Annotated in this window: 27 protein-coding genes; 11 read left to right on the top strand and 16 right to left on the bottom strand. The window is 59.0% G+C overall.

The window, feature by feature from the left end:
* The 4 genes from FEZ60_RS04930 to FEZ60_RS04915 all read right to left on the bottom strand — a co-directional run.
* On the bottom strand, window positions 1-367 hold a 367-nt coding region (locus FEZ60_RS04930), incomplete at its 3' end, for an acetyl-coenzyme A synthetase N-terminal domain-containing protein (protein WP_275942423.1).
* Between the two features lie 443 nt (window positions 368-810).
* On the bottom strand, window positions 811-2,043 hold the full coding sequence (locus FEZ60_RS04925) for an acyl-CoA dehydrogenase family protein (protein WP_172935679.1): 1,233 nt from the start codon (window positions 2,041-2,043) through the stop codon (window positions 811-813).
* 60 nt (window positions 2,044-2,103) lie between these two features.
* A complete protein-coding gene (locus tag FEZ60_RS04920) occupies window positions 2,104-3,141 on the bottom strand; it encodes a phosphotransferase family protein (RefSeq protein ID WP_172935678.1) in 1,038 nt (345 codons plus the stop codon).
* A gap of 310 nt (window positions 3,142-3,451) precedes the next feature.
* A complete protein-coding gene (locus tag FEZ60_RS04915; protein WP_267951478.1) occupies window positions 3,452-5,326 on the bottom strand; it encodes an acetate--CoA ligase family protein in 1,875 nt (624 codons plus the stop codon).
* 498 nt (window positions 5,327-5,824) lie between these two features.
* Between FEZ60_RS04915 and FEZ60_RS04910 the strand changes: the two genes are divergently transcribed.
* The gene (locus tag FEZ60_RS04910; RefSeq protein ID WP_308191077.1) at window positions 5,825-7,369 is read left to right on the top strand and encodes an IclR family transcriptional regulator C-terminal domain-containing protein; all 1,545 of its coding nucleotides are present in this window, start codon (window positions 5,825-5,827) and stop codon (window positions 7,367-7,369) included.
* A gap of 209 nt (window positions 7,370-7,578) precedes the next feature.
* Here FEZ60_RS04910 and FEZ60_RS04905 read toward each other — a convergent pair whose 3' ends face one another.
* Window positions 7,579-8,058, bottom strand: coding sequence for a hypothetical protein (locus tag FEZ60_RS04905; protein ID WP_346343331.1), 480 nt, complete (start codon window positions 8,056-8,058; stop codon window positions 7,579-7,581).
* A 689-nt stretch (window positions 8,059-8,747) separates the two neighbouring features.
* Between FEZ60_RS04905 and FEZ60_RS04900 the strand changes: the two genes are divergently transcribed.
* Both FEZ60_RS04900 and FEZ60_RS04895 read left to right on the top strand, forming a co-directional pair.
* On the top strand, window positions 8,748-10,085 hold the full coding sequence (locus FEZ60_RS04900) for an ABC transporter substrate-binding protein (protein WP_346343330.1): 1,338 nt from the start codon (window positions 8,748-8,750) through the stop codon (window positions 10,083-10,085).
* A gap of 162 nt (window positions 10,086-10,247) precedes the next feature.
* The gene (locus FEZ60_RS04895; protein ID WP_242484449.1) at window positions 10,248-11,258 is read left to right on the top strand and encodes a hypothetical protein; all 1,011 of its coding nucleotides are present in this window, start codon (window positions 10,248-10,250) and stop codon (window positions 11,256-11,258) included.
* Window positions 11,259-11,372: 114 nt separating this feature from the next.
* Here FEZ60_RS04895 and FEZ60_RS32840 read toward each other — a convergent pair whose 3' ends face one another.
* Both FEZ60_RS32840 and FEZ60_RS04890 read right to left on the bottom strand, forming a co-directional pair.
* Window positions 11,373-11,507 carry a hypothetical protein gene (locus FEZ60_RS32840; RefSeq protein ID WP_275942422.1) on the bottom strand — a complete coding sequence of 45 codons (135 nt, stop codon included), beginning with the start codon at window positions 11,505-11,507 and terminating at the stop codon, window positions 11,373-11,375.
* A 276-nt stretch (window positions 11,508-11,783) separates the two neighbouring features.
* Window positions 11,784-12,050, bottom strand: a complete 267-nt coding sequence (locus FEZ60_RS04890) for a hypothetical protein (RefSeq protein WP_172935675.1) — start codon at window positions 12,048-12,050, stop codon at window positions 11,784-11,786.
* Between the two features lie 353 nt (window positions 12,051-12,403).
* Here FEZ60_RS04890 and FEZ60_RS04885 point away from each other — a divergent pair, with 353 nt between their 5' ends.
* The 4 genes from FEZ60_RS04885 to FEZ60_RS04875 all read left to right on the top strand — a co-directional run bounded on the left by FEZ60_RS04885 (window position 12,404) and on the right by FEZ60_RS04875 (window position 15,989).
* Window positions 12,404-13,189: a site-specific integrase gene (locus FEZ60_RS04885; protein ID WP_242484448.1), complete on the top strand. Its 786-nt coding sequence runs from the start codon at window positions 12,404-12,406 to the stop codon at window positions 13,187-13,189.
* Window positions 13,186-13,527: a tyrosine-type recombinase/integrase gene (locus tag FEZ60_RS32390; protein ID WP_233364579.1), complete on the top strand. Its 342-nt coding sequence runs from the start codon at window positions 13,186-13,188 to the stop codon at window positions 13,525-13,527. The genes FEZ60_RS04885 and FEZ60_RS32390 overlap by 4 nt, the downstream gene beginning before the upstream one ends.
* The gene (locus FEZ60_RS32385) at window positions 13,524-14,345 is read left to right on the top strand and encodes a hypothetical protein (protein ID WP_242484446.1); all 822 of its coding nucleotides are present in this window, start codon (window positions 13,524-13,526) and stop codon (window positions 14,343-14,345) included. The genes FEZ60_RS32390 and FEZ60_RS32385 overlap by 4 nt, the downstream gene beginning before the upstream one ends.
* A 678-nt stretch (window positions 14,346-15,023) precedes the next feature.
* Entirely contained in the window at window positions 15,024-15,989 is a 966-nt protein-coding gene (locus FEZ60_RS04875; protein ID WP_172935674.1) for an IS481 family transposase, read from the top strand.
* Between the two features lie 55 nt (window positions 15,990-16,044).
* Here the strand turns inward: FEZ60_RS04875 and FEZ60_RS32380 are convergent, their stop codons facing one another.
* Window positions 16,045-16,371, bottom strand: coding sequence for a hypothetical protein (locus tag FEZ60_RS32380; protein ID WP_242484445.1), 327 nt, complete (start codon window positions 16,369-16,371; stop codon window positions 16,045-16,047).
* A gap of 527 nt (window positions 16,372-16,898) precedes the next feature.
* On the opposite strand from FEZ60_RS32380, the gene FEZ60_RS04865 reads away from it, so the two are divergent.
* The gene (locus FEZ60_RS04865; RefSeq protein WP_172935673.1) at window positions 16,899-17,726 is read left to right on the top strand and encodes a hypothetical protein; all 828 of its coding nucleotides are present in this window, start codon (window positions 16,899-16,901) and stop codon (window positions 17,724-17,726) included.
* 471 nt (window positions 17,727-18,197) lie between these two features.
* Here the strand turns inward: FEZ60_RS04865 and FEZ60_RS04860 are convergent, their stop codons facing one another.
* Together FEZ60_RS04860 and FEZ60_RS04855 are read right to left on the bottom strand one after the other, a co-directional pair.
* Window positions 18,198-19,055 (bottom strand): zeta toxin family protein, encoded by an 858-nt coding sequence (locus FEZ60_RS04860; RefSeq protein ID WP_172935672.1) that lies wholly within the window; start codon window positions 19,053-19,055, stop codon window positions 18,198-18,200.
* Window positions 19,052-19,525: a winged helix-turn-helix domain-containing protein gene (locus FEZ60_RS04855; RefSeq protein WP_172935671.1), complete on the bottom strand. Its 474-nt coding sequence runs from the start codon at window positions 19,523-19,525 to the stop codon at window positions 19,052-19,054. The genes FEZ60_RS04860 and FEZ60_RS04855 overlap by 4 nt, the downstream gene beginning before the upstream one ends.
* A 330-nt stretch (window positions 19,526-19,855) precedes the next feature.
* On the opposite strand from FEZ60_RS04855, the gene FEZ60_RS04850 reads away from it, so the two are divergent.
* Window positions 19,856-20,101 (top strand): hypothetical protein, encoded by a 246-nt coding sequence (locus tag FEZ60_RS04850; RefSeq protein ID WP_172935670.1) that lies wholly within the window; start codon window positions 19,856-19,858, stop codon window positions 20,099-20,101.
* Between the two features lie 14 nt (window positions 20,102-20,115).
* Here FEZ60_RS04850 and FEZ60_RS04845 read toward each other — a convergent pair whose 3' ends face one another.
* The 6 genes from FEZ60_RS04845 to FEZ60_RS04820 all read right to left on the bottom strand — a co-directional run bounded on the left by FEZ60_RS04845 (window position 20,116) and on the right by FEZ60_RS04820 (window position 23,778).
* Window positions 20,116-21,405 carry a replication protein gene (locus FEZ60_RS04845; RefSeq protein WP_172935669.1) on the bottom strand — a complete coding sequence of 430 codons (1,290 nt, stop codon included), beginning with the start codon at window positions 21,403-21,405 and terminating at the stop codon, window positions 20,116-20,118.
* A gap of 418 nt (window positions 21,406-21,823) precedes the next feature.
* On the bottom strand, window positions 21,824-22,153 hold the full coding sequence (locus FEZ60_RS04840; protein WP_172935668.1) for a hypothetical protein: 330 nt from the start codon (window positions 22,151-22,153) through the stop codon (window positions 21,824-21,826).
* Window positions 22,150-22,710, bottom strand: a complete 561-nt coding sequence (locus FEZ60_RS04835; RefSeq protein ID WP_172935667.1) for a hypothetical protein — start codon at window positions 22,708-22,710, stop codon at window positions 22,150-22,152. The genes FEZ60_RS04840 and FEZ60_RS04835 overlap by 4 nt, the downstream gene beginning before the upstream one ends.
* A gap of 11 nt (window positions 22,711-22,721) precedes the next feature.
* Window positions 22,722-23,099 carry a hypothetical protein gene (locus FEZ60_RS04830; RefSeq protein WP_172935666.1) on the bottom strand — a complete coding sequence of 126 codons (378 nt, stop codon included), beginning with the start codon at window positions 23,097-23,099 and terminating at the stop codon, window positions 22,722-22,724.
* Window positions 23,100-23,161: 62 nt separating this feature from the next.
* On the bottom strand, window positions 23,162-23,470 hold the full coding sequence (locus FEZ60_RS04825; RefSeq protein ID WP_095888833.1) for a hypothetical protein: 309 nt from the start codon (window positions 23,468-23,470) through the stop codon (window positions 23,162-23,164).
* Window positions 23,467-23,778, bottom strand: coding sequence for a hypothetical protein (locus tag FEZ60_RS04820; protein WP_172935665.1), 312 nt, complete (start codon window positions 23,776-23,778; stop codon window positions 23,467-23,469). The genes FEZ60_RS04825 and FEZ60_RS04820 overlap by 4 nt, the downstream gene beginning before the upstream one ends.
* 147 nt (window positions 23,779-23,925) lie before the next feature.
* Here FEZ60_RS04820 and FEZ60_RS04815 point away from each other — a divergent pair, with 147 nt between their 5' ends.
* The gene (locus tag FEZ60_RS04815; RefSeq protein ID WP_172935664.1) at window positions 23,926-24,156 is read left to right on the top strand and encodes a hypothetical protein; all 231 of its coding nucleotides are present in this window, start codon (window positions 23,926-23,928) and stop codon (window positions 24,154-24,156) included.
* Window positions 24,157-24,380: 224 nt separating this feature from the next.
* The gene (locus FEZ60_RS04810; RefSeq protein ID WP_172935663.1) at window positions 24,381-24,860 is read left to right on the top strand and encodes a helix-turn-helix transcriptional regulator; all 480 of its coding nucleotides are present in this window, start codon (window positions 24,381-24,383) and stop codon (window positions 24,858-24,860) included.
* The last annotated feature ends 283 nt before the right edge of the window (window positions 24,861-25,143 follow it).

Raw genomic sequence — 25,143 nt, 5'->3', positions numbered from 1 at the left:
AAGTGTTTGCGGCGCGGCTGACTTCGGCGAGAAGGTCGTTGTAGGTCAGATCGCGGGAATCGCCCGGTTCGCCTTCGAAGTGAATGGCGACGCGGTCACCGTTGCCGGCGAGGACGTGGCGGTCGACGCAGTTGTAGGCGACATTCAACTGTCCGCCGACGAACCACTTGGCGACGGGGGCGTCGGTCCAGTCGAGGACGTCGGTCCATTTCTGGTGCCAGTGAAGGCGCTCAGCCTGATTCGCCCAAAAAGCAAGGCGGTCGGTATCTGCGGCAGCCTGCAGTTCCGGTCCCGCGTTGGCGGCCGCAGCGAACTCTGCGCTCGGCGGATATGCCTGGGGGACGTCTGTTTCGGCTGCGCTTGTCATGGAAGGTACTTTCTGGAGACGTGATATTGGGGTTGAGAATGGCGACCGCTTGGGCGTGGAGGGCAACCGAGGAATGGGAAATTGTAGTATCAAAAGTCACCGGAAACGTGCACCATGGCCATCAGCAACGCTCCAGGGTCTGCGGCGGCGATAGCCGTGTCTAGATCTGCGGCCGTCACCTGCTCTTTTTTAGAAGTGTAGTTTTTTGGTATGCGCAATTAGTTAATTTCCTTCATTGTCGGAATTATCATGGCTCTACTAATAAATCACAGGAAAAGTTCTCGACTCGTCTATCTTCTCAAATTTAGGTAAGCAGAAAATCAAATCTACCAATCACTCACTGGATGAACTCGGTGCACCGGACATTGACGACAGGTCATCCTTTTGTACATGTCCTGCCCGTCGACAATGCTGAACACGCTCGTCCGGGTCCTTGATCTCATTCAGATCTGGACTGTTCCGCTAACCGTGGCAACATACGGTGCCAATTCAGACCGAGCAACGGTCCTTATATGGACGTCTTCTGGTCCGTCTACGATACGAAGCGTACGGGCTCGGCTCCAGATTTCGGATAGGGGCGTCACGTCGCTAACTCCAGCGGCCCCGTGTAACTGGATGGCCCGATCGAGGACGCGCTCAGCCATTCTCGGTGCGACAACCTTGATCGCTGAGATGTCACTTCGTGCTGCTTTGACTCCAACCTGGTCGACACGCCACGCGCATCGCAAGACCAGCAGTCTCGCCTGGTCGATTTCGAGTCGTGACTCGGCGATGTTTGCCTTCACTACGCCTTGATCGGCTAGCTTTCCCCCGAAGGCAGTTCGCGACGTTGCGCGCGAACACATCAGTTCGAGAGCACGTTCGGCCATGCCGATAGCACGCATGCAGTGGTGTACCCGTCCTGGTCCCAATCGAGCTTGCGCTACCGCGAATCCGCCGCCTTCGGGGCCGAGGACGTTAGCGATTGGAACTCGGACATCCTCGTAGGTGACCTCTGCATGACCCTGTTGTTCGTAGAAACCGAATACAGGTATGTTCCGCACAACCGTCACGCCCGGCGTGTTCTTGGGAACGATGACGACTGAGTGACGCTGATGTCGATCGGCTTCGGGATCTGACTGCCCTAGTACCAGCAGGATATCGGTTCGTGGGTCAGAAGCTCCGGTGCTGAACCATTTTCTTCCATTGATGATGTAGTGGTCGCCGTCGCGTTCGATGCGGGTCTCGATATTGGTTGCATCGCTGGATGCGACGGCTGGTTCCGTCATCGAGAATGCTGATCGGGTTGAGCCAGCCAGAAGTGGCTCTAGGTACTTCCTGCGTTGCTCTTTCGTTGCGAACTTCTCAAGCATTTCCATGTTTCCAGAATCCGGAGATTGGCAGTTCATTGCCGAGGGCGCAATATAGGGGCTGCGGCCTGTTTCCTCGGCGATGATCGCATAGTCGACAGCTGTGAGTTCGGATTCGCTGGATAGGAAAAGATTCCAGAGATTCTGGTCTTTAGCGGTAGCGATGAGTTCGAGCAGTACTTTCGGCACATCGTTTGTCCGCCCCTGCGCCATAAGTTCAGCACGTTCCTCGGCGTAGATTTTCTCCGCAGGGTAGACGTGGAGGTCCATGAAAATGCGGACTTTGTCGAGAACCTGCGCGCCTTGAGCAGAGATTGTCAGATCCATCGAAGCTCCTAATGGGTTGGTTTGGATTGTCTGGCAGTGACAGGTAGTCGACGAGCGGAATCAGTTGCCGAGATGCGCTTGGCTTGCCTGGAGCTGCCAATCGAGTTGCGCGTCCATGATGCCTATGTCGAGGTGCTTTCCCACCATGGCTCCGGAAACGAACCGCGCTCTAGTCAAGGTGTTGATTGCGCACAGGCGCCAGTACGCGAACGCCTTGTAGTAGTCAAGATTGTCGATACCGATACCTGTCTCGGCGGAATACAACTCCGCGATTGCGTAGCTTGAGTTGAGTTGTCCAGAGTTGTTGACTGGCTTGGAGAGCCACGGACCCGCGTGATCGTCGTCGCCCCACCAGATCATGAGCCAGCCGAGGTCTACGAGCGGGTCACCGACTGCGGTGAGCTCCCAATCGAGAATGGCTGTCACCTGCCCATTGCCGTCGAGCATGATGTTGTCGGCCTTGAAATCACCATGGACGATGGACTCCCGGGGCGCGTCGGGGCGATGGTCGACAAGGTGGTTTCCCGTGGTGAGCATTCGTGCTCTGTAGGCAGAGGGCACCAAGTCTCCGATGGCGTCGAGCCGCCGCAGCCAGCCGACGACCTGGCGTTCTACATAGCTGCGGGGGCGCCGAAAGTTACCGAGCCCTACTTGGTTGATGTCGAGTGTGTGCAGCAATCCGAGAGCTTGCGCCATCGATGCGCATACCTTCATACGCGCGGGCAAGGTCATGTGTTGTACGTGGTCGAAATTGAGAGGAGAACCAGGCACGAAGTTCATCAGGAAAAACGGTGCTCCCAGAACTTCTACGTCTTCGCAGAGTGCCACAAGCGAGGGGGTAGGGATGGGACTGGATTTGAGCGCGGTCAGAATTTCCCACTCACGTTTGACGTCGTGGGTACCAGCTGCACCGTCGCCGAGAGGTGGTCGTCTCAAGACATAGCGAATGCCATTTGAATCCCTAACTTCGTAGATCAGATTCGACCGGCCGGCCGAGATGATGCTCATGCTGATCGGCAGTGTAATGGCGGGGACGTTGCGCTGGATCCAGTCCGTGATCCTGTCGAGGTCTATTCCCGGTAGGGCGGTCGAGAACATTCTTGCTCCGTTTCTTCGCACAAAGCTTCTGTAAGGTGCCAGCATTCACACATTTGAAGAGGAAACCCTCGCTGGTGCAGAGGGTTTGAAGTATGAGAGATATAGACGTGGCGGCGCTGTGGCCGCGTAACGGTAGAAGTTGATTCGAGCATGACGGCTGCACGGACAACTGCTTTCTTGTCGCGAGCCAACGGCCGTGATAGGAACGTTCGAGGCCTTCTCCCTAACCATTGCGGTGGGACGGATGGATCGTTGAGAGATGCCGTCGGGATGCCGGAGTCATCGTTTCCGCTCCAGAGGCCTTGGAGATCTAGTTGCTCTTGCGTCTGATTAGTACGTCGACGGCCGTAGCGCCGTTACCCACTGTCCCGACGATGAGTGGGTTGATCTCGAACTCGAGGTTTTGGTCCGAAACGCTCCAGATCATTTCACTGACCTTGCTCACGCACTTGGCTGCTTCCTTCACATCGCCCTTCGCTGCACCGCGGAACCCGTCCAGGACGGGCCACCCCTTCAAGGACTTGAGCATCGCCTCTGCCTGTTCGATAGAGACAGGAGCAGCAGCGACACTGAAGTCCTTGTAGATCTCTGCCATCACGCCTCCAAAGCCGACGGTGATCGTTGGCGGAAAACCGTCTCCCTTGCTGATCGCCCCGATTATCAATTCAGTTCCCCGCGTTGCCATCGTCTGGATGAGGACGCCCTCTGCGGTGACTCCGGCAGCGCGGGCCCTTTCCACAAGCAGCTCGTATGTCGCGGCAACTTGATCAAGGGCAACTTCTATTTCCACACCTCCTAGTTCGGATTTGTGTGCCACGTTTGCTGCTTCGATTTTCATCGCCACGCGCTCGCCGAGCTCAGGCGCCAGCATTACAGCCTCCGAGGCACTGGTGGCTAGCCTCATCTTTGGAATCGCCACTCCGATGAGATCGAGTACCTTCCACCCCAGGTCGAAACGAGCGGGTTCGAGGAGCAGGCTTCGTGTCTGGTTGGAGGAGGCAGGCTTTTCCAATGTAGTGACGGTGGGCAGCGACAGCTTGATGATGCGTGCAAGCGTTCGAGGTGATTCGTAAATCGGTATGCCTACATTCCGGCAAATCGCGCGGGCGGCGCTGGTCAATTCACGCCCAGCTAGCCACTGAACCCAGAGTGGCACAGCTAGATCCGCCTTAAGGTTTGCAATCATTTCCGCTAGACTCTCTGCTTGATCTCCTGTCACTAATGTCAAGACCAATGCGATTCCGTCGACATTCGAGTCGGCAGCAATTACCTCCAAGAGCTTGCGGAAATCTCCGCTGGAATCCGCGGAATTGAGGATCTGTGCCGTGACGTCCACCGGATTCGTCGCTACACCGAACGGTGGAATGATCTGACGGATTTCCTCAATCGTCGAGCTTGCCAATTGGGCAACATTTAGGCCATTTGCTTGGAATTGATCAACCAGGAGGATCCCTGCGCCTCCGGAAGTGGTGACTACTGCCAGCCGGGGGCCAACTATCTCAAGGTTCGAGGCCAAAGACATGCCGGCCCATAGGAGTTCGCTGAGATCATCGACGACGATCACGCCGTAACGGTGAGCGGCGGCCAGTAAGGCTGAATCGTCGCCGAGCATCGCCCCGGTATGCGAAGCAGCGGCCCGGCGGCCGACCTCGGAGAGACCTGATCGAAGAAGGACGAGCTGCGTGCCGTATCGGCGGGCACTTTCCGCGAGGTGGACGAACCCATGTCCATTATCGATTCCCTCCGAATACATGAGAATCACCTTGATCGAGGGGTCTTCGACGAACGCGGTCGCTACCTCGACGATGTCGAGGTCTGCTTGGTTTCCAGTGGCGACCCACTTGGCGAAACCGATGCCGATGTCGTTGGCCATGTCGAGCAGCGCTCCGCCCACCGCTCCACTCTGACCGACATAGGCAATGGGGAAAGACGTTGCCTGGGGTCGGTCGGCTGCGGCTGAGAATGTGGCGAACAGGCCGATGTCCCGGTTGATCAGGCCAAGGCAGTTCGGACCGAGGATCCGCACGCCGGATTCTCGTGCTGCGTCGATAATTCGAGCCTGGAGCAACCGTCCCGCCTCGCCTACCTCTGCAAACCCAGAAGCCAGAATGACGACTGCGGCCGCGCCTACTTCTCCAGCTTCGCGGATCACCGCCTCAGTTCTCTCCGGAGGTGCAAACGACATCACCAGATCGATTGGCGCGGGGACGTCAGCCAATGTCGCGTAGCAGGGCAAGCCGTAAAGCTCTCGGTGCTTGGGGTTGATGGGGTAGACCGCACCTTCGTAACCGTGTGAGGCAAGGAGTCTTACGGGTCGCGCTGTCAGCGATGTCGAGCGACCCGACACACCCAGGACTGCCACAGATCTCGGGCTCAAGATGCGGCGCAGACCGGAGGCTATCTCTCGATCACGCATATCGGCCGGGTCCAACGTGGATACGGGGCGCATGGAAATGCGGTCTCCTTCGGGTTGGAATATTGACGACAACAACAGATGGGGTGGTACTCGTTACTGCTGGGTACGTGTGGTTGAATTGCATTGCGTCAAAATAGGGACGATGTCCCATTTTTACCTGAAGGGGATGGGTTCGTCAACGTGCATCTAGGCGCGCTCCAGCAAAGCGATACTCTGACCTCGTTTGATCGGCGCAGTCCGCCAGTTACGTCTCAAGAGTGGAGAATCATGTCGTCAACACCTGTCGCTGAGGGCATGTATGGGCGAGCAGGTGCGGTGGTCGACCTACTTGTCACACACTGGCCGGATTCGGTCGGAGTACGCCAGATTGCTGGCGAGCTAGGCCTAAGCCGCACAACCGTGAACCGAATTCTGATGAGCCTGAGCGAACGCGGTGCGAGTAGGGCACTACCCAGCGGCAAATATCGACTGGGGCACCGAATCTTGGTTGATGCGTGGGCGGCATCGCACCGCAGCCGGCTCCTCGGGCAATTACGCATACAAATTCAAGAATTGTCAGCTCGCACGAACGAGACCGCACTGCTGGTGCTTCTGGACGAGGTGAATCTGCAAGGACGAACGATTTTCGAGGCAGTATCGAGTCGAAGGATCCGTTACCGTGTCAGTCCCGGATCAAGGGTGCCACTCGACCGTGGAGCCCTTGGCCGGGCGATGCTGGCCGGCATGCCCCGTGAACAACTCGCCAGAATGATAGAGCAAGGTTCACCAACAACGCACGAGCTCGAGACTGTCCGGGAACAGAGTCTGCAGGAACTGCGGAAGCAACAGTTTGTTGTCAGTCGGGAGGAGCGAATCCCTGGAGCTATGGGCATTTGCTCTCCGATACTCGTCGGCGGCGATGTAGTGGGTTGTATCGGACTGACAATTCCCCGGGTCCGCGAAGCGGAACTCGACGTCGCTGAGCTCGGATCTCTAGTGGCAAGTGCCTCCAATTTGGCCGCAACGGTCATTGCTCTGTCAAATTCGGGCTTTGACGAACCGATTACTCCACCTACAACCGAGTCTCCGAGTTCTGTCACCGACCGCTTCGTGACAGTTCTGGAACATGCATACCTACAAGGTTCAGCGCCGATCGGAGCCATTGGAAGAATCGCCAATTGTTCTACACCAGCAGCTCATAGGTTGGTCGAGGAGATGGTTGCTAGCGGCCTTTTCCGTAAATCCGGCAGCAACTTAGTTCCGGGAGTCCTGGCGATCACGTGGTCAAGCACCCTCGCCGAACTCGAGCCGTGCAGCCTTCTGCGGGAAGCCCTCGATTCTCTGGCGTCCGAAGTGGGCGAAACCGTTGCATTCGGGCTCCTAGAACCAGAAGAGGCGTCGCTCGTTCTTGTAGAAGTCTGTGAGGGATCCAAGCCCATCCAATACCACCTGGGCCAGGGCGACAGGCTACATCTGAGATCCGGGGCGGCCGGCAAATCGGTACTGGCCTTCATGGAAGAGAAGCGCTCCAAGGAGATCATTGGAGTCGGAGAGTCTAACCGGAACCCTGAAGCCATTCATCACGAGTTGGCCGTTATTCGAAGTGATCTCGCTGCGGTTTCATATGGAGAACAGATCTCGGGCGCAGTTGGGGTGGCGGCACCCGTATTCAACGGAGACCAGGTTATCGGCGCCGTGACCATTTCCACCCCACGGTACAGATTTGACGAAACTCGGATCACAGAATTTAAGAATGCCGTCCGACGGACAGCCTCCTCGCTCACAATCCTCAACACCGCTGCCGACATTCCCCTCCGAAGTATGCGGGCCTAAAGCCGCGGTGATTATCATGACCATACAACTGGACCCAACAGCAAAGATGAATCCGCATCTTTACGACGATAGAAGTGATGGTCACCACGGAGGTTGCGGGCACTTCGAGGATGTCAGTCTCGGAGTGCCCGCCTGACCGCCAACAAAGTAGGCAACCAGGCGGGCACCTCGGTACCGCCGGGTAAGCGATACATTTCGAATGAGGCGAGTCAGAAGGCGCTGCCCACAGCAGGCCTGTCTGCATATCGCACCGAGTCCTGAGTATCCAAGACCGTGTGGATGCTTTGCAACAAAAGACCTTTCGATGTCACGCGCGCCGAACCGCTTGTGATTCCGGTAGACAACAAGTATGGGCGACCTTCCAAAATTTTCGTAACAAAGATATATGAAGTAAATGACACTTCTGTGTCACTTCGACTAGTAATAACGATGTTACTTCCGTTATGACGCAGTGGGTACGGGCTGTTAAGTCGGTGGTCTTCCTTCCACGCCATAGCTTCGTCGGCCCCATGCAGATCGCATCGAATGAACTCCTCGTAACTCGTTCTACCGGTGTCGCTTCGACACGAAAGAGTGAAGTCGTCGGCAAGCAACGCGCGAAGTACGCCGGGCTGCCACTCGTCGTAATAAAACCACCATTTTGCGATCAAATCGGCGAGGCCTGCGTGCGTTATCTCGGTGGGATTCACTTGAGAAAATCTCCTTCTTCGGGAATATGTTGAGCGGAAGGTACTGGACCATCCGGGTCAGTCGTAGCACTGTCCGGCGCGTTAACGCTCCAGCTTTCGTTCGTCCAGCGCAGTTTTCGAAAGTAGAGGCCACTTTTGGATAATCAATCCTTGCTGAACCGTACTGGAACGCCACCGCTTCGCCGCAAGATTCTCAATCTGATAGGTACCGGATCGACGAACAGTCTGAGCGAAACATCGGTGGGGCGACCAAGTGATCAGCGGGCTCGGGAGAGCCGTGTCCGCACGGTAGAGACCCCCTTCAAGTCGACACTTCGGCAACCCTCTGGTCGCACCACGAAGGGATTGACAGGTTGTGTGGCGAATATTACCATTAACTCATTATTTTAGGACAATGTCCCATAAATCTTGGAGGCGGATTGGATACCGTGGTGGCGAGTCGACGCGAATCGTTGCTGGCGAGATGCTGTACATCATTCAAGAGTCGGTCCGTTCGCTCGGCCATAGTAGGTTCCGGAGCTGCGCTTGCCCTCCTCCTGACATCGTGCTCCGGTGGCGCGGCCGGCCCTTCTAACCTGACCGGCAATCCCCAGAGTGGTGGAATCCTCACTTATTCGTTCAATACCGACGCCCAGTCGGTTGACCCTGCAACGTGCGCCATCGGCATTGGATTGGGACCGTGTCAAGCTGTGTTCGGTGCGCTGATGTACTACGACCCCGAGACAGACGAGTTCGAACCCGGCATGGCGGAGTCGTTCTCCTCTGAAGACGGCCGCGTGTGGACGCTGAAACTGCGGCCGGCTCTGACCTTCACGGATGGCACGCCCTTCGATGCCCAGGCCGTCGACTTCAACTGGCTACGCCTGTTGGACCCGCAGTTGCTTTCACCGAGCGCCGCAGTTGCGAAATCGATTACCTGGGAAGTCGTCGACTCAGCCACTATTCGAGTCACCTCAGCCGAAGTCAATTATCAGCTTCCATTCGCCATGTCGGAAGTGCTTGCATTTGTTGGATCGCCGACCGCGATCCAGGAGAAGGGGGCGGACTTTGGCGGCGCGCCGGTCGGCGCGGGACCTTTCACAATGGCCTCGTGGGCGCGTGGTACCGAGATGGTCCTCAATCGCAATCCGACATACTGGGATCAGCCACGTCCCTATGTAGATAAGCTGGTAGTCAAGACTATTCCAGCAGACGACCAGCGTTACAACGCCTTACAAGCTGGTGAGATCAACGTTATGTCAGTCACTTTCGACAAGTATGTGACGCGAGCGAGAAGTGCTGGCATGAACATAGTCGAGACCCCACAGCTTGGCGGTTCAGGGTTCCGGATGAGTTCCAACGGCGCTCTCTCAGATCCCGACGTACGCACAGCAATCGCAAAGCTCGTGGACGGTGAGCAGCTCATCGCCGCCATTTACCCAGGGGAACCTGTGGCCGATACCTTCGCGCCGGAGAGCAGTCCCTTCTACGATCCGGAGGCCCGCTGGCTCGACCAGGATGTCGAGGGTGCGCAAAAGCTCATCGATGCCTATCGGGCCCGTAATAACGATAAAGAGGTCGTCGTATCCTTCATTACAACTGCTGGCAGCCCGCTTCTCAACCAGCAAGCGGAGCTACTGCAAGCGCAGCTGCAGAGAGTGAACGGACTACAACTCGATATTCAGCCCCTCGATGGGGCGGCATTCGCCGCCGCACTGACGTCCGGAAAATATGAACTGATCCTCAGTGCCCTCGGCGGCGCCCACCCCGAGAATCTCTATAAGGTGTTTCACACCAACGGGGCGAGTAACACGGCAGGGTACTCGAATTCCACCGTTGACGCCGCACTGGATGTGACACACAATTCCGACGATCCCCCTACCGTTAACGAAGCATACAAGACAGCAATCCGAGAACTCGTGAACACCACCGCGTACCGATTTTGGCGACCCGCGATTTCAAGACTAATTACCACTGGTTCCATCCAGGGAGTGGAGTCTGCCTACCAATACTGGTTCCGCCCGGAGTTAGCCTGGGTTGAACAATGACCTAATACTCTATTTGGTTATCGACTCTACGTCGGCCGGGTTCTCCGACATCGCGGACATATATGCTTCTCTTGAAGGATTGGAATTGAAAGAACCTCGACTGTCGCCTGAACAACGCTATCAACTTGATGAAGTATCAATTTACACGAAGGAGTAATTCTCATGGTCGTAGGATTAGTGCCATCAATGCCGCCAGTGATGATGAGCGATATTTTTACCGATGAGCAGAACGAAAACTTATTTTGGATCCTGCGCAATCGCGGTCCTTGGAAACTGCTTGTCGCTCAGTATTTCAAGAATGCTGCGCAGTTGAATGCGACAACGGGCGGTAAATCGGCGGATGCCGGGGGGGCACTTGACCTTCGTCCGACCTTTCGTGGATTCTTTGCCCGAAACGGTGTAGTTTACGAAGAAGGTGCGCATGACTCCTTTTACTCCAAAAAGCTTCTTGATTCGGTCAAGAGTTTACATGGGGCAGAGTATGCAGTTCCTTTCCTTTTTCAGTTCAACATTGCTGGTCCTGCCACTGCTGACGGGTCGGCGCATTTCGATGGACGTAGCTGGCGAGGCATGGACCCGATGAACACGCCCCCATGGCTTATGAGCGTGATGGCACGCTCGGGCCTATTCGAGCGCTGGGAGGTCCAGGCAGGGCAAGTTATTTCGTATTACTACCGTTCCTCTATAGACGGCGGATTCACCTACTGGCCTGATGGGCCAGATGAAGCGGCTTCTCACATTGCCGCGCCGTTCTGGAACAACGGTTTAGTAACTGACAACCAACATATGTTCCATCGTGGAGAATCATCCGGCCCATTGCATCGACGCAATAATTTGTCAGGCGCAACTATGGAAACGGTCATTGAAGCGGAATCTGGCGGATGGGCAGTTAGGGATGCAGACAAGACATTAGACGTCTACACGGAAGACGAAATTCGAGTCTTGTTCCATTACGATGCGCATGTCTTTCGCGGCATGGATGAGCTGCGCGTGTACTTCGACCATAAAGACGACCTTAAGATTGATCAAGTTTTGGAAATGCTCATCGCTGATGTGCGGTCTCGGGGAGTGAAGATTGACGATCCATCCGATCCTATGAACGATCCCGAGTTCATCTCCGCACTATCTAATCCATACGCGATTCAACCGTCAACCAAATGGCCGGTAGATTAAAGATCTCGATTGGTAGGGCCGTTTTTCGGCGGTGTGGATCAGAGTGGGGAATTCGCGGTTGCGGTCGAGCATGTTCTCGACGATCGACCGCCCCCGTGAATCATGAAGTGATCATTAGCGTCGATAGGGTGCGACTGGTCGACTTCCTGCAGTTTCGGTGATGGACACGATGCGTTTCTGCCATTGTGAGATCAGAAGGGCAATGCACTCGGCAGCTGCGCTCGCGGCAGCGTCGATCAGTGCTGGCATCTTTGCTCTGTGGTGTGCTGGATTTGGAGGGTGAACCAGTCGGTGAGCCATTGGGGTGCGTTGCGGCCGGAGTTGTCGACGGTGAGCGCGGCGTAGTTGGTGTATGCGCCGGAAGCGACGAACGTGGCGGCGTCGAGGCCTTGGCCGAGGAGTGCTGTTTAGGCCTTCTGCGTCTTGTGTTTCGGCCATCGCGGTCAAGGAGTTGGTCAGCCCGCTGAGGTCCATGTTCTGGGCTTGGCGGTGATCTGCGTGGACGAGACTGTTGGGGCGGCTTCTTCACTCAAGAGAGATATAGGTCTTGGTCGCCTTTCCTGTGAGCATTGTTGTTGTGGCAGAGGCGAGGTCGAGTCCGATTGGCAGCAGTCCGGTGAGTGCGGCCGGGCTTCCTTCGAGGACGGCCCAGGCGATGTTGTGAGCGATGCGGATGATGTCGAATCCGGAGAGGAGGTTGCAGACGAGGGCCGCGATTCGGGCGGTGCCGGTCGGGTCTGGGAGGGCGGAGAGGATCTGTGATACCCATGTGAGGTCGATGTCGGCGGCCATTGTCACGAGTGGTGCGAACTGGTTGTTGAGGTCTCCTGCGATTTGATGTGTTCCCTGTGTCGATCAATTGCGTTGCAGCGGCCGCGATCCTGTTTACGTTTGACAACGCGCCGGGGAGATCCGAATCGTGGGTGCTGTCGAGTACTTGTTTGGCGGCGTTCTCCGGGGTACCGGCGGGGGTGTTGTACATGGTGCTGGTCGACTCCGGGTTCGCGGCCCCGGAAGTGAGAGCTCCGCCAACGGGCTCAGCGTGCCCAGCAGCGAGGTCGCGCTGTCGGCGGCGTTCTTTCTTATGTGGACAACACACAGCGAGTTGAGACCGATATCGGGTCGAGAAATGGTGAGCTGGTCTCATGCGCGTGGACACCGTGAAGACCAACGGGATCGTGACATCGGTTGCCCTGGTGAGGTCTGACGGCGAACAGGTATCGTCGGTGACCCGGTTTCTAAGGTATGTGCTCGATTCCGGAGGGAGCCCGAACACCGCGGTGGCGTACGGGTATGACCTGCGGATCGTATTCGAGTTCTTCGCTGAAGCGGAGGTGGACTGGCGGGAGTTCCGTCCAGCAGTCGGGTTGGAGTTGTTGGGTTGGTTGCGCCGTCGGCCAGTCCGCGGACCTGCGCAGCAGCTGGGACGGGTTGCCGTCGGCCCGACGGGGCGGTTGATGGCTCCCGCGAGCGTGGCCCGCATACTGGCGGCGGTGTCGAGCTTCTACGACTGGGCGATCATCGCTGAACTCGGCGAAGGGGAGAATCCGATGCGGCGACGCCGCGATCTGGGCCTGGCGATGGTAGCTGAGCGGCATCGGCCGTTCACCGGGAATGCAAGCAGGCAGGTACCGGTCAGCCGTGAGATTCGAGTTCGTCTGCCGCGTCGTCTGCCGAGGCCTCTGAGCGAGTCTGATGTGAGTGCATTGTTGGGCAGTATGACCTGCTTGCGGGATCTTTCGACGGTGCTGTTGATGCTCGATGGTGGGCTGCGACCGGGGGAGGTCCTGGGCCTGCAGCTCGGTGATATCGGATACGGACGCAGACGAGTCACGATCCGCAAACGTGATGATCACCCTCGGGGTGTGCGGGCAAATCGCGGCAGGAGCGTGTTGTCGATCTGCTCGAGTCTCGGACGTTGGATGCAGTGAATCGGTATGTGTTGCACGAGCGCCCGGTCGACGCACTGAGTCCGTTCATATTTCTGGTCGGCGGCAAGGGCGTGCGCCGCTATGAGCCGTTGTCGTATGCGGCGATGGTGAGGATGTTCGCGCGGCGGCTCGACAAACTCGGACTGCGGACAGCCGACAAGACTCCACACGCGTTACGGCACACCCATGCGACGGCGATGTGGGAGGCAGGAATGCGGGAGTTGGCGTTGCAGCGACGTCTCGGGCATGCCTCGCCGGAGTCGACCCGGATCTATACCCGGGTGTCGGACAAGCAGGTGCGCGATGAATACGAGGCCGCGTTGCGAGATCGCCGATGATGGGCGTCGGAGGCGTCGAGGTGTCGTCGGTATCGCACCGGAGCCGACAGCATGTCGACGAGAACGAGTATCACGCGTGGGTGAAAACCCATGTGCCGCAGCCGCCGGCACAGTGGGAGCGGATGGGTGCGTATCGCCGCTTCGTCGAGCACTGGCCGGACCTCCAGGAATGGTTTGCGGCACCCTTGCCGGTGCGATTGGGATTCGTCGGCGAGGGCATGCGGTCCAACGGGCGGACTGAATCACACCGCGCAAGCGGGTATTTGGTGTATCTGTCCATGGCCAAGGGGATAGGCCTCGACTTCGATTTCCTGCTCGGTCGAAAGTATGCACGTCTTTTCGATCGACGCGGTGGTAGCGCTGGACTCGGGGTCGATCTGGTCCTCTTCGACCAGTGGGTGGCGCGACTGACACAACTGGGCCACTCTGGCGTCAACGCGCGTAACGGCCTGATCTGGTCTCTGGGTCGACTGATGCTCTACCGCGGCGACTCAGATCTGACAGCGATCACCGCCGAGGACCTTTTTGCGTTCGGGTCGGCAATCCGCGCCTTCGGCGCGCGCGAGGACTTCAACACCCTGCGCCGAATACTGTTCACGAACGGTCAGTTCCGCGACGACGACGAGGCAAATGTGCGGTTCCTCCGGAACCAGTTAGGGAAGCTGCACGGCACACATGTGCTGCTGTTCAACATCGGTCAGGTCGCAGTAGAGCCGCGCAAGGGCACACAAACCATCGAGAACTGGGCAGATCATCTTCTGCCGGAACCGTGTCCACCGAAGATCAGAGTAGTCGTCGAGAAATACCTGGGGTTATGACTGCAAGGGTGTCGGTGCAACTCGCCGGTGTAGCGGATGCGAGTGAGGGAACCGTGAGCGTCAAGGTTGCGGCACCGAGAGTGGACATGGCGAGTCCGAGCGCTAGTGCGCGGCGGCTGGAATCGGTCTTTCTGGTACGTCGACGGCCGAATGATGTTGGTGTGGTGGACATGTGGGTACCTCATCTGCCGTCTGGAGAATGCTTGCCCGGCAGATGAGGTGGAGTCCGTTTCTGCCGGGATGATTGTGCGTTCAGTGTCGACGGCGGTGGGTACGGACGACAAAGTCACTGTGGATAACTTCGCCGGTTGGCTGGTGAACGAGAGGCCAATGTGTAGAGGGGGATGGGTCGATACCTCTAGTGATCGGGAGCTGACTACGCCATCCTCCGCGGGTGGATGTTCTTTGAGCGCCAAATTATCAATGCTGCGTATTTTTCTAGGGACTAGGGCCCCGGGATTGACGCTTGACGCAGTCTCTCGATCAGGACGCTCGTCGGCCAGTGGTGCGATCAGCAGACCGACGAGAGTCCAGTTGCTCCAAGGGGCCGGGTGGGGAATCAGCGCGCCTAGATGTACCCGGCCAGGACGTTGGTAGCAGGCGTGTCGACTTGAAAATGGGAGAACCTCCGGGTGTGGTGTGGCTTGTCTAAGGCCCACATCCATACCGGAGGTTCTCGTGTCCCACCGTAATGTCCGCACTACTGTTCACGGCAGATCTCTGATCGTGGAGCGCCACCGACAGGGATGGCCGCAAGCACACATCGCCTCGGCAATGGGTGTATCCCGTAAGTGCGTCAAAACCTGGATCGATCGGTACGCCTGCGAAGGCACAGCCGGGCTGGAGGACAGGTCCTCACGCCCGCACACGATGCCGACACGCACCAACGACGAGATCGAGAACCGCATCCTCGAAGCCCGACGTGAAGATCGACGTGGCCAGGACTGGATCGGCCCCGAGCTCGGTGTGCCGGCACGCACCGTGGCGCGAGTACTCCGTCGACACGGCATGCCATATCTGCGTGAACTCGATCCGCTCACCGGCGCGAGAATCCGATCCTCCAAAACCACGGCTATCCGCTACGAACGCGAGAGACCGGGCGAACTTGTGCACATGGATGTCAAGAAACTCGGGCGCATACCCGACGGTGGTGGTTGGCGAGCGCACGGGCGATCCGCTGGCTCGTCCAGCAAAAAGCGTTCCACCGCAGTCGGTTTCGACTACGTCCACTCGATGGTCGATGACCATTCCCGTTTGGCGTACTCCGAGATTCATGATGACGAGAAAGGTGTCACATGTGCGGGATTCCTCACTCGCGCTATCGCCTACTTCGCTGTGCACGGCATCGATCGGATCGAACGACTGATGACCGACAACGCGTGGGCATATCGATACTCTCTCGGCACGGTGTGCGCCGAACACGAGATTGTGCAGAAGTTCATCAAGCCTCATTGTCCCTGGCAGAACGGCAAAGTCGAACGACTCAATCGCACTCTCGCCACCGAATGGGCATACCGCCGTCCTTACGCCACGAACGCGGATCGCACCGCAGCACTTGCACCTTGGCTCGAGAACTACAACACTCGACGACGCCACAGCGCACTCGGCGGTCACCCACCCGTCAGCCGTCTGCTACCAACCTGATGGCCGGGTACACCTAGAGGGCTGTTTCACCGTAGGGAGAAACCATGTGTGGGGTTCACAGTGCCGCCAGCATGGGGAGTAGGGCGGCGCCCGCGGATACGATAATGCCCGCGGCGCCGGCAACGATGCCGAGTAGGGCCCGCAGCGATGCTGCTTCGTCATCGGCGACCGCGGGCCGTGACGTGGCGACGGTGCCGCACACCGCGGCGGCTACTCCCAGTACGAAGCCGAGTCCGACCATCCAGAACGCCGCAATGGACAGTGCCCCCAAGGTGATCGACGCCGCGGGTAACCGCGAGCGGTGTTGCTGCTGCGTGTCGTTGTCGCGGTAGGAGGCACACGGGAGGCTGTCGGTGTGGCGGCTGTGGGGGACGGTGGTCATGCTCCTCCTTCGTGTCGTCGGTAGTCGTGTCGACGGGCATCTGTCGGCGTTCGCGGTCCGGGGATGTCTTCGGTCTGTTCGATCGAAGAATTCGCGCGGGGGTGGTCGAGACCGCGTCTGCGGCTGATCGTCGCGATCGGCCGAAGGCCAGTGGCTTGTGACGGACTCGTCCAGTGCCTGTGCTTGTGGCGTAGGCCTCATCAAAATTTAGCACTCATGCACGTTGAGTGCTAACTCTTTTCACTAAGTAACTTTCACCGGCCGCTGATATCGACCAGATTTTCGTTCACGGCCGATTGTCGGTCTGGCTGCAGTATTGGATGTCGAGGTGTATTGACGTGGGGTTTCCCTGGCTCGAGTGGCAGGCCACCGCTTTCGACGCGAGGCCCAGCCGAGCATCGCGGCCGATAGCGGATCATCCCAACCTGAGATTGTGTGACGTTCAAGGGTGAAGATTACGCCCTTGTGGTACGTCAGGTACGATAGGTACTTCAAGTTGGACTTGCCGTCGACTGGTAAGGAGCACCATGAGTACCGAAATCGCCCGATCGCAGACATCTGTCGCCGGCTACGACATCGATTCCGTGGCGGTGGAGCACCTGACCGCAGCAATCCGCACCGACGGTCTCCCTCACGCATTCAGCGTCCACGTGGCGCAAATGTGGCAGGCCTACACCACCGAACTGCACCCTTCCCGCGCCGTTGCGGAGCGCGGTCGAGGGAAAGTCACGCGAGATCACGACCTCCACGCACCGGCAGGGAAAGGCACTGCCGGCGGTGACATCGTCACCGCGGTCGCACAACTTTCAGCAGCTTCCCTGACCGGCACACAGCGTCTGGCGCTCGCACAGCTTCTCATCGCGTCGGTCTCTGTATCCGATGAGGTCTCGACGACACCACCGGAGACCTCCACAGATGACGAGGATCCATCCAGGTCAACAGCATTGGCGAATGCACGAAGGTCAATTCTCGATTCCCTCGATTCCCTCGATTCCCTCGATGTCCTCGACTCCAAGGACGTCGCCCGCATACTCGCTCCGACAAGTGAAGCGACCCGCAGCGTCGCGCAGAAACGTCGCAAGGCCGGTGAGCTGATCGGCCTGCCCATCGGGACCCGACCCAACTACAAGTACCCAGCGTTTCAGTTCGACGAGGAGCGGCACAAGATCCACGACGTGGTTCGGCACGCGAACCTGCGGCTCCATGTCGAGCGGGACCCGTACGGCGCGGCGAGTTGGTGGCTGACGAGTACGGATCTGCTCGACGGAAACAGTCCGCTCGAGGATCTCGAGGCCGGGCAGCTCACGGAGATCGCGGTCGACAACGTGCTCGACTACTCGCGTCGAGGCATGTGAGCGGGTGCGCACGTACAACGGAGCGCCTGCACACACCGCGATCGTGCCGGCTGGGACGGAAGCGGGCAGGTTCGCAACTTCTGGAACGACTTTGGTTGCAGACTCGTCCGTGGATCACGCGCAAGAGTACGTAGCATGGCGGGTTCGTCCCAGTACTCGCGAATGTGGTCGGCTAGTTTTCTTGATTCGGCGAGCGCGTCGATCCACACCTGAGCGGCGGCGTGAGGGTTCGCTGCCAGGTTCTCGAACATCGGTTCTGATCCGGGTGAAACCTTGGACCTTATCGACGTCCACCCAGACCTTGCGAGAGAACTTGCTGAGAAATGGGATCAATACGCGATCGACAACGGTGTCGTGCCGGGCGCCGTTCGATGTCGTGGAGGCCGCCGCCCCAAGAATTGCCGAGCTGATGTACTCCATCGACTGGGCTAATTAGCGGCACCCACGGTCGCAGGCACCCACACGAGGGAGTCATCGCTCGTGTGGGTGCCTGCGTTCGAAGATCGTGTCCAAGTCGCCGGTATCGTTGCGGCGCAGGACAGCTACGCGGGTACGTCCGATCGTCGCGGACGCCAATTCTCCGAACTCGATGGCGTGCTCGGTACACAGCGACGACTCGTTGTCGGTGTAACAGATGTCGATAGCGGCCGGCGGCGTGAAGCGCCCACCGAGGCTGTCCGCACCGTCGACCCATTGCCGGCGCCCGGACCACCAACGAGAAAGCGCCTGTTCATGGCACGTGCCACGGTCCGCTTCGATCGCGATGACCTCGACGGATTCGTACTCACCTTCGGTGAACTCCGTGACGAGTTTCGGCGGCAAACCTTTCCAGCTGAGCGTTCCTTCGACCACGATGTTCTCGCGTTGGGTGATGCAGATGCGGCGGATCTGATCGATCAGCCGTGTCGATTCGTGGTGGACGAGAGCCGCCAACTCACGCGGAGCGACGGTACTCCCATCGTCTAGACAGTGGGAGAGGATGTCGTCGTAGATCCCGTCACGCAGCGCTTGCTCGATCAGATAATCCTTGACGATGTCCGGGTCGAGGACCCGGAAACCGGCCAGGTCTCCGCCGTATTCACGCAAGGCGGTGCTCTTGCCGGCACCCGGGGTGCCCGCCGTGACGATCGCGGAATATCCACCCCGCGAGGGGGTTTGACGATCAAGGTACTCGCCGATCACGCGCTTACGGAACTTCGAGCGCGTGATCTCGCCGGTATAGCGGATGTCGGTGTTGTGATCGGCGTTGGTGTGCAGCAGGTTTCCCGGGGCGGACATGGCGATGAGTTGCGCGGCGACGGCGCCGCGCAACTGGTGATCGTCGGTCACTGAGCGCGGGCCGCACGTTCGAGTTGCGTCTTGTGTCGTTCGACGAGGTGGGTGAACTCGTCGTCGGTGAGTCGATCGCGGTAGTACGCCTGCTCGATGTCGTCCCAATCGCCGGCGGTGTAGGCGTCGGTGGCTACTCCGTCGACGTAGGGCACATGACCGAATTCGTAGTGCCAGTTCAGGAGCCTGTCCATCATGGTCTCGTCGTCGATCAGGCCGGCGGCGCGCTTGTCGATTACTTCGGAGGGGGTTTCCTCGAGTAGTGACGGGTCGTCGGAGTAGCGGGCCAGGATCCGCTGGATGCTGGTTGTGGAGAGATCGGTGACGACGGCGTTGATCTGTCGGTGTGAGAGGTTCTGATCTCGCGAGGCCCAGTAGATAGCGCGATTGAGTTCGAGGTTGTCGACTCGGCGCCGTGCGGCCGCGCGAAGCAGCCGTTGCTGCGGGGTGTGGCCTTCGACTGTTGTCATCGCCACCTCACCTCCTGGTTCAAAATGGATCACTCCTGTTCAGGATACGTCCGCCGCCCCCCGCCCGTCGAGTCCGCCGAGATGCAGACGCCCCGAGGGGGTCGATCGCCACTGGAGAAGCGATTCGCGACGCTGGTACCAGCAAAAACCCGACGACGACAGGACACACATTGCGCACTGGCACATCTTTCCCGGCACCAACGCAGCTCGTATGCGGGGTGCGGATCACACGTCGTAGACGACCCGGGCGGACCCGATGCTGTCCTGACATCGGGGGAGCGTGTGACGGATGGTGCGCGCGAGTGGAGGTGGCCGGGGGAGAATCCGAGAATGAACGAAAAGAACGGCCGAACCAATAGCGCGACGGGTGTTGGCTCTCGGGTCACGGTTAGGGTGCCTGGTCCTGACAGCGACGGCGTGGCATGTACCGGTGTGGTGATCGAGGACTACGCGAATATGGTCATCGATTCGGAGTCGGTGGGGCGTGATTGGGCTCCGGTTCATCGGTGGGCTATCGCGCTGGATGACGGAAGGCTGATTTTTGCCGATGACGAAGATCTTGCCGCCGCCGACTGATGGATAGCTCGGGCTCATGCGGGCGTTCTCGACGAGAGTTGCGCCCGCAGCTGTTTCATGATTTCGGTACGAGTGTGAGCGTCGGCGACGTTCGAATCCCGCTCGTACACCTCCCGTCGGCGTGCAGCTTGTTCGGCTAGACGAGTCCGGTCGTTGTCGCGGGCACGTTCGGCAGGGGAGGGCTGTGACCAGTCGATGTGTGCCAGTCTCCAGTGGAGGAATGCTGTGGGGCGTGTGAGTTGTGCGGGCCAGACCCAGCCCCGAGTTTGGGTGTCCTTGGTGAGTTCGCGGACGATGTCGCGACCGGTCCACCGGGCGGGGTCGATGCCGGCTTGGTCGAGGACGTCGCAGATGTGGCCGACGTGCCTGACGGTTTTCAGTGCCGGGATGTGATCGATCAGTTGGGCAGCGGTGCGTTGCAACTCGATTGGACGTGGTGTGGATCTTTGTGTGTTCTTCGGCTTGCCCGCTCGCGTGTGCGCGTGCGTTGGTGAGAACTTCAAAACAAGAGATGGAAGAACAAATCCCCCAGAGGGGGATAGGGGGCCACGCCCGCCGGTTTGTGGAGAAATTAGAGAAGCAATGTGGGCGCGGTGTGCGGCGCTGCGAAGTGTTGCGCGAGAGGGTTTTCTGGACTTCTTGAAGGGTGCGGTGATGGTTGTGACCGCGGTGCGGGGTGAGATGAGTGCCCAGACGGACGCTGCCCGGAACTGCTTGTGTCCGTGGTGTGCTTCTGCGGCCATGGATTCAATTTTCTGAAGGTAGCGGCCGCGGACGAGTTCTGTGGCGACTCCGAGGCCTGTGAGGACTCGCCTGGCGCGTTTGACGACGCTGACGCTGACTCCGGCGCGGGTGGCGATGGTGATGCGGGAGGCGGTGATTGAGCGGCCGGTTTTACTGTCGGCGTAGTGGGCGTGGGTGACGGCGACAGCGAAAGCAGTTTCGGTGCTGACGGTGTGAGTTTTGCAGAGTTGGGTGCCGGTGGGGGAGTTGAGGAGTGCGCGGACTTGGTGTTGCCAGTTGGTGCGGCTGGTCCAGATGGGGGTCCGGGCGTGTTGGCCATCTTTGATTGGGAGGGCCCAGGAGTTGCCGCGTTGGTTGCTTGCTGCGTTGAGTGTTTCTATGCGGGCGACGTTTTCGGTGGCTTGACGTACAGCACGATCCCATTCGTCATCAGTCGGTAGCGCAGGTGTGGGCGCTGTGGGCTGACCGTCGATGATGTGGAACGGTGCGGTGGGGTCGTGTTGTGAAAGTGTTGGCGCTGGTTCAGGGCGTGCGATAGCCTGAGACGTATTACCTGTCATCAGGTAAGTCCCTTCATGTGAGTGAAGAAAAGTGCAGTACCGAAGGCGGAGCGGATATTTCGTCTTCAGTCAGTGACGACGAGAGCCCGGCCAGGCTCTGTGTTGATTCGGCGAATCGTTACGGACCCCCGCAAGGGGGTTTCGTCGTTTCTGTGAATGCAGCGTGTATTGAGTTGGGTGTCAAGGTTTTTCAACGGTCAATGCTTGGTGGTGGGTGACATTTTTCGTTAGGTGTAGGGCCGGAGTTCGGTGTTGCGGGCGCGGCGGGACGAGGCACGTCGCGGTGAAGGCGAGACGGCCTCAAAGTTCAGGTCTTGGATGCGCGGGCGTGCGAGGTGTCAGAAATGCGCGGTGCGCAGCGAAAGCACCGTCCCTGCAACGCCTGCCAACCCCAGAATTCCGGCGAGAACCAGCGCAATCACTGTCGATCCACCCTCACCGGGATGTGGAGATCGAGCAGGTCACGCAGCGCGATAGCAACCTCGTGAATCTGATCGACTGATGCAGTCTCCGCGTCGGTGGCCACGAGATCAGCGACGTCGAGGAGGCGCTCGCGCATACCGACGGATAGTCTCCGAGGTCCCGCGAGCGCATCGACAGTCTCTCGGACGATCGTTTCAGCGAGCTGACGTACTTCTGCGGACTCGGACGCGGTGGGGAAGTCGATCCCGATTTCGTCGAGGATGGAGCGGGCGGCGGTACTGATCATTGATTCAACCAACGGTGACGTGTACGTCGATGTTGTCATGATGCAACTCCTAGTCGCACAGGTAGTTTCGGGGATTCGACGGGTCCAGGGTGTGCCACGCGTGAGATGGCGGCGATGATGATTGTGCGGGCCGTGTCGGGGTGTTGAGAGGTGATGACGGCGGTGAACGCTGCAGTGACAGCTTCGACGCCGGAGACGTCTGCTCCCTGGCAGTGGTCTAGTCCGTCGGTGATCAATTCGAGGACCGCGGTCAGTACTTCCCAATGGCCGGTGTTGTTGGGGGAGTGCAGGGCGAGCATCTCAGCGGTGGGTTGTTGCTCGGCTGCCCAGAGTTGGCGCAGGTTCAATGGATGTATCGCGTTGGCGGTCAGTCGGCACAACTGGGCTACTGGTGCGCAGATGTGGTCGAGTCCGTCAACGGCCGCCGTCATTCCCCAGTGCGGGTGGGTGAGGAGATCCGCCATCCACGACCATCGCTGGGACGGTAGACCTGTTGAGCCTGGGGATGGGAGCACCCCGGTACTCAGGTCGAGGACTATTTCGGAGAGAGGTCGGTTTCGGTCTTTCAGTTCGGCGAGCAGTGGATCGGTACTCATGTCGAAGTGTCCTATCGGGTGGCGTCGAACAAAGCCGGCGGCGTGGCCGCGCAGGGGCTACTGAATTCGAGGCAAGGGAGCAGGAATGGTGCCGGGATCGCCGTGGGGGACGGGGCGACGGTCAGCGGTCCGTGAGCGTCGATGAGGTCGCGAGCATGCAGGACCGCTCGTGAGTCGACGTCGATCAAACCGCGCACGTCTGGAGAATCACCCGGGTGGGCGCTGGTGCGGACGAAGGACTGGCGGCTGCGGAGTCGTCCAGCGACTTCGACGAGGACCCATGCCCGGTGATAGCGATCCCGAACCGGTAGGCGCCCTTTCATGTCCGCAAGAACTCCGTACACCGTCCATGCGGATTCGAAGGTGTGCAGAACCAGTACGGATGGCATATCGCATGCCGGACTGTCGATGAGAGAGGTCGTTGTTTGATCAACCAAACCCACCCGAATCCTCACGCGGCGCTGCCGCGTCGGGAACTACGCTGACCGTCGACGCGCCGATAATACGAACGCAACGCCGCATCAGAGGTGAGTGGACGGCCACGATGACTGAACGCAACACCCGCCCACACCATCGACTGTGGCGGCGTCCCCGCATCGACCATGGCGGACAACTCCTGCCGGCACTCTGCCAAACGCAGACAGCGGAAACACTCCGCTCGCGCATCCAACCCGGCACGGTACGAACCCTCATCGAGATCCCACGACTGCGGATCAATCGCACACGCCAACACCGTTGGCGGTGGAACCGCGGAACTCACGCCGCCGCCGTCGATGTCGAACGCGGGCGAGACGCTCTCGTCAACGACTCGTACAGCTCTAGCCGATCTCGATCGACGGCTTTGCCGTGATTGTCGTACGCGTTGGCCGCCAGAATCATTCGTCGAGGGCCAGCCCCACACTCGATCGCAGAATTCGTATCCGCGCGGCACTGCTCCAGCAGAGGACACGCCTCACACGTGGTGATCGCGCGGCGCCACTCGGTCGCGCTGCGGCCGTCCATCTCCCACGACCGCGCCCTCCCCGAGCACAAACCCTGCCCCTGCTCGGCGCCGACAACCGGAACCACGCCCCGAACCTCCAGCTCCCTCCGGACAGCACGCAACGTCGGGCACACGTCACACTCGGCGGTGAACACGAACCCGCAGCGAGCGCACCTGCCCACGCGATCCTCATGATGAACACCCGCAATCCGAAGAAGATCGATCGTCGCGTAATGAAACAACTGAACGCGGTGGGCGCGACCGCCGTCCCGGCGGGACAACTCACGCAACGCAACAGCAGCATCCGGGCACAATGGAGTGCGCTTCGAAACCGTGAAACCGCAAGCATCGCAACGGCCGTCGATCGAAACATGCTGAGCCGCGACCCGACGAAACGCGAGAGTCGAAAGCTGTGGCGCAAACAGGGCGCCAGATCTGTCGCTGACATCTGGACGGTCAACTAAGATAGACATCGCAGAATCCTTTCTGCATAGGAAGAAATGCTGGACGGGTGGCAACCCGTTTGGTCTCGTCCCCCGGCCGTTCGTAGCGGCTGGGGGACTTTCGTCTCAGGAAAGTGGTCTACCTCCTCGTATTTCACCTACTTTTCGTGGCAGCGCATCATGCCTATTACAACAATTGCATCGTTTAAAGTCATGCATGGACTAGACCTTAGAGGAGGTACGGCATGGTGTCTAGCAATGATGAATGGAACGCCCCTATGAGCCGTCGAGTGATGCGCGGGTTTGATCCCGCGCGACTTAGTCGTGCTCGGGAGAGTAAAGGCATCAGTCGTGCAGATCTGGCTCGACGAGCTGGAGTTGGGGGAGCGACGGTGCAGCAGTGGGAGACTGGCAATCGCAGTCCTCAGGTCGACACGCTTGCTTTGGTGGCCCAGACGCTCGAGATTCCAATGAGTGCGCTTGTCGTGGTTCCGGAAGCGGAGCGGTTTCCGGGCGATTGGCGCATCCTTCTTGGTCTCACTCAACCGCAGCTTGGCAAAATGACCGGGATCAGCACTTCTATGATTGCTCGCATTGAGCGCGGCGAGGTCTTGTTGACTGATGACAGCGCTCGAAAATTGGCCGATGCTCTGGGTATCAGCGTTGCTGAATTGCAGGCCAGCTACGAGCGTGCACGCGCACGGCCAGCTGGCGTGCCTGCATAGAGGCACGCCAAATTGTGGCGTTTGGTGTGATTCGAATGAGCAGAACACGGCAATTCCTCCGGTGACATTTCAGGCAAGAGAATGAGCGGTACCACGGGGTACCGCTACGGCGTTGCCTGGCGGGGTCACTTGGAACCACCCACTGCCGGAGGCCCCAAATGGGGCGCGCACGACTGCACGTTACAGATCGATTAAGTCCATTTGCAAGGTCTAGCTTCATATTTGGGCACTAAGTCCCACCCGGCGGAAGCCGGAGAACCTTGAAGGCTCCGAAGTCGCTCCG

The sequence above is a fragment of the Rhodococcus sp. MS16 genome, from assembly GCF_013277795.1.
GTDB lineage: Bacteria > Actinomycetota > Actinomycetes > Mycobacteriales > Mycobacteriaceae > Rhodococcus_F > Rhodococcus_F globerula.
This window is presented reverse-complemented; position numbering and strand designations above follow the sequence as displayed.

Excerpts from the sequence above, each read along its gene's own strand:
- FEZ60_RS04890 (WP_172935675.1), bottom strand. The coding sequence starts at position 12,050 with ATGGCCGCCGACATCGACCTCACATGGGTATCACAGATCCTCTCCGCC.
- FEZ60_RS04915 (WP_267951478.1), bottom strand. The coding sequence starts at position 5,326 with ATGTCGTTTGCACCTCCGGAGAGAACTGAGGCGGTGATCCGCGAAGCT.
- FEZ60_RS04925 (WP_172935679.1), bottom strand. The coding sequence starts at position 2,043 with ATGGATCTGACAATCTCTGCTCAAGGCGCGCAGGTTCTCGACAAAGTC.
- FEZ60_RS32840 (WP_275942422.1), bottom strand. The coding sequence starts at position 11,507 with ATGCCAGCACTGATCGACGCTGCCGCGAGCGCAGCTGCCGAGTGCATT.
- FEZ60_RS04850 (WP_172935670.1), top strand. The coding sequence starts at position 19,856 with ATGAACGAAAAGAACGGCCGAACCAATAGCGCGACGGGTGTTGGCTCT.
- FEZ60_RS04865 (WP_172935673.1), top strand. The coding sequence starts at position 16,899 with ATGAGTACCGAAATCGCCCGATCGCAGACATCTGTCGCCGGCTACGAC.
- FEZ60_RS04855 (WP_172935671.1), bottom strand. The coding sequence starts at position 19,525 with ATGACAACAGTCGAAGGCCACACCCCGCAGCAACGGCTGCTTCGCGCG.
- FEZ60_RS04830 (WP_172935666.1), bottom strand. The coding sequence starts at position 23,099 with ATGCCATCCGTACTGGTTCTGCACACCTTCGAATCCGCATGGACGGTG.
- FEZ60_RS32385 (WP_242484446.1), top strand. The coding sequence starts at position 13,524 with ATGATGGGCGTCGGAGGCGTCGAGGTGTCGTCGGTATCGCACCGGAGC.
- FEZ60_RS04895 (WP_242484449.1), top strand. The coding sequence starts at position 10,248 with ATGGTCGTAGGATTAGTGCCATCAATGCCGCCAGTGATGATGAGCGAT.
- FEZ60_RS04920 (WP_172935678.1), bottom strand. The coding sequence starts at position 3,141 with ATGTTCTCGACCGCCCTACCGGGAATAGACCTCGACAGGATCACGGAC.
- FEZ60_RS04885 (WP_242484448.1), top strand. The coding sequence starts at position 12,404 with ATGCGCGTGGACACCGTGAAGACCAACGGGATCGTGACATCGGTTGCC.
- FEZ60_RS04845 (WP_172935669.1), bottom strand. The coding sequence starts at position 21,405 with ATGACAGGTAATACGTCTCAGGCTATCGCACGCCCTGAACCAGCGCCA.
- FEZ60_RS04840 (WP_172935668.1), bottom strand. The coding sequence starts at position 22,153 with ATGACAACATCGACGTACACGTCACCGTTGGTTGAATCAATGATCAGT.
- FEZ60_RS32380 (WP_242484445.1), bottom strand. The coding sequence starts at position 16,371 with ATGACCACCGTCCCCCACAGCCGCCACACCGACAGCCTCCCGTGTGCC.
- FEZ60_RS04835 (WP_172935667.1), bottom strand. The coding sequence starts at position 22,710 with ATGAGTACCGATCCACTGCTCGCCGAACTGAAAGACCGAAACCGACCT.
- FEZ60_RS04815 (WP_172935664.1), top strand. The coding sequence starts at position 23,926 with ATGAAACAACTGAACGCGGTGGGCGCGACCGCCGTCCCGGCGGGACAA.
- FEZ60_RS04810 (WP_172935663.1), top strand. The coding sequence starts at position 24,381 with ATGGTGTCTAGCAATGATGAATGGAACGCCCCTATGAGCCGTCGAGTG.
- FEZ60_RS04910 (WP_308191077.1), top strand. The coding sequence starts at position 5,825 with ATGTCGTCAACACCTGTCGCTGAGGGCATGTATGGGCGAGCAGGTGCG.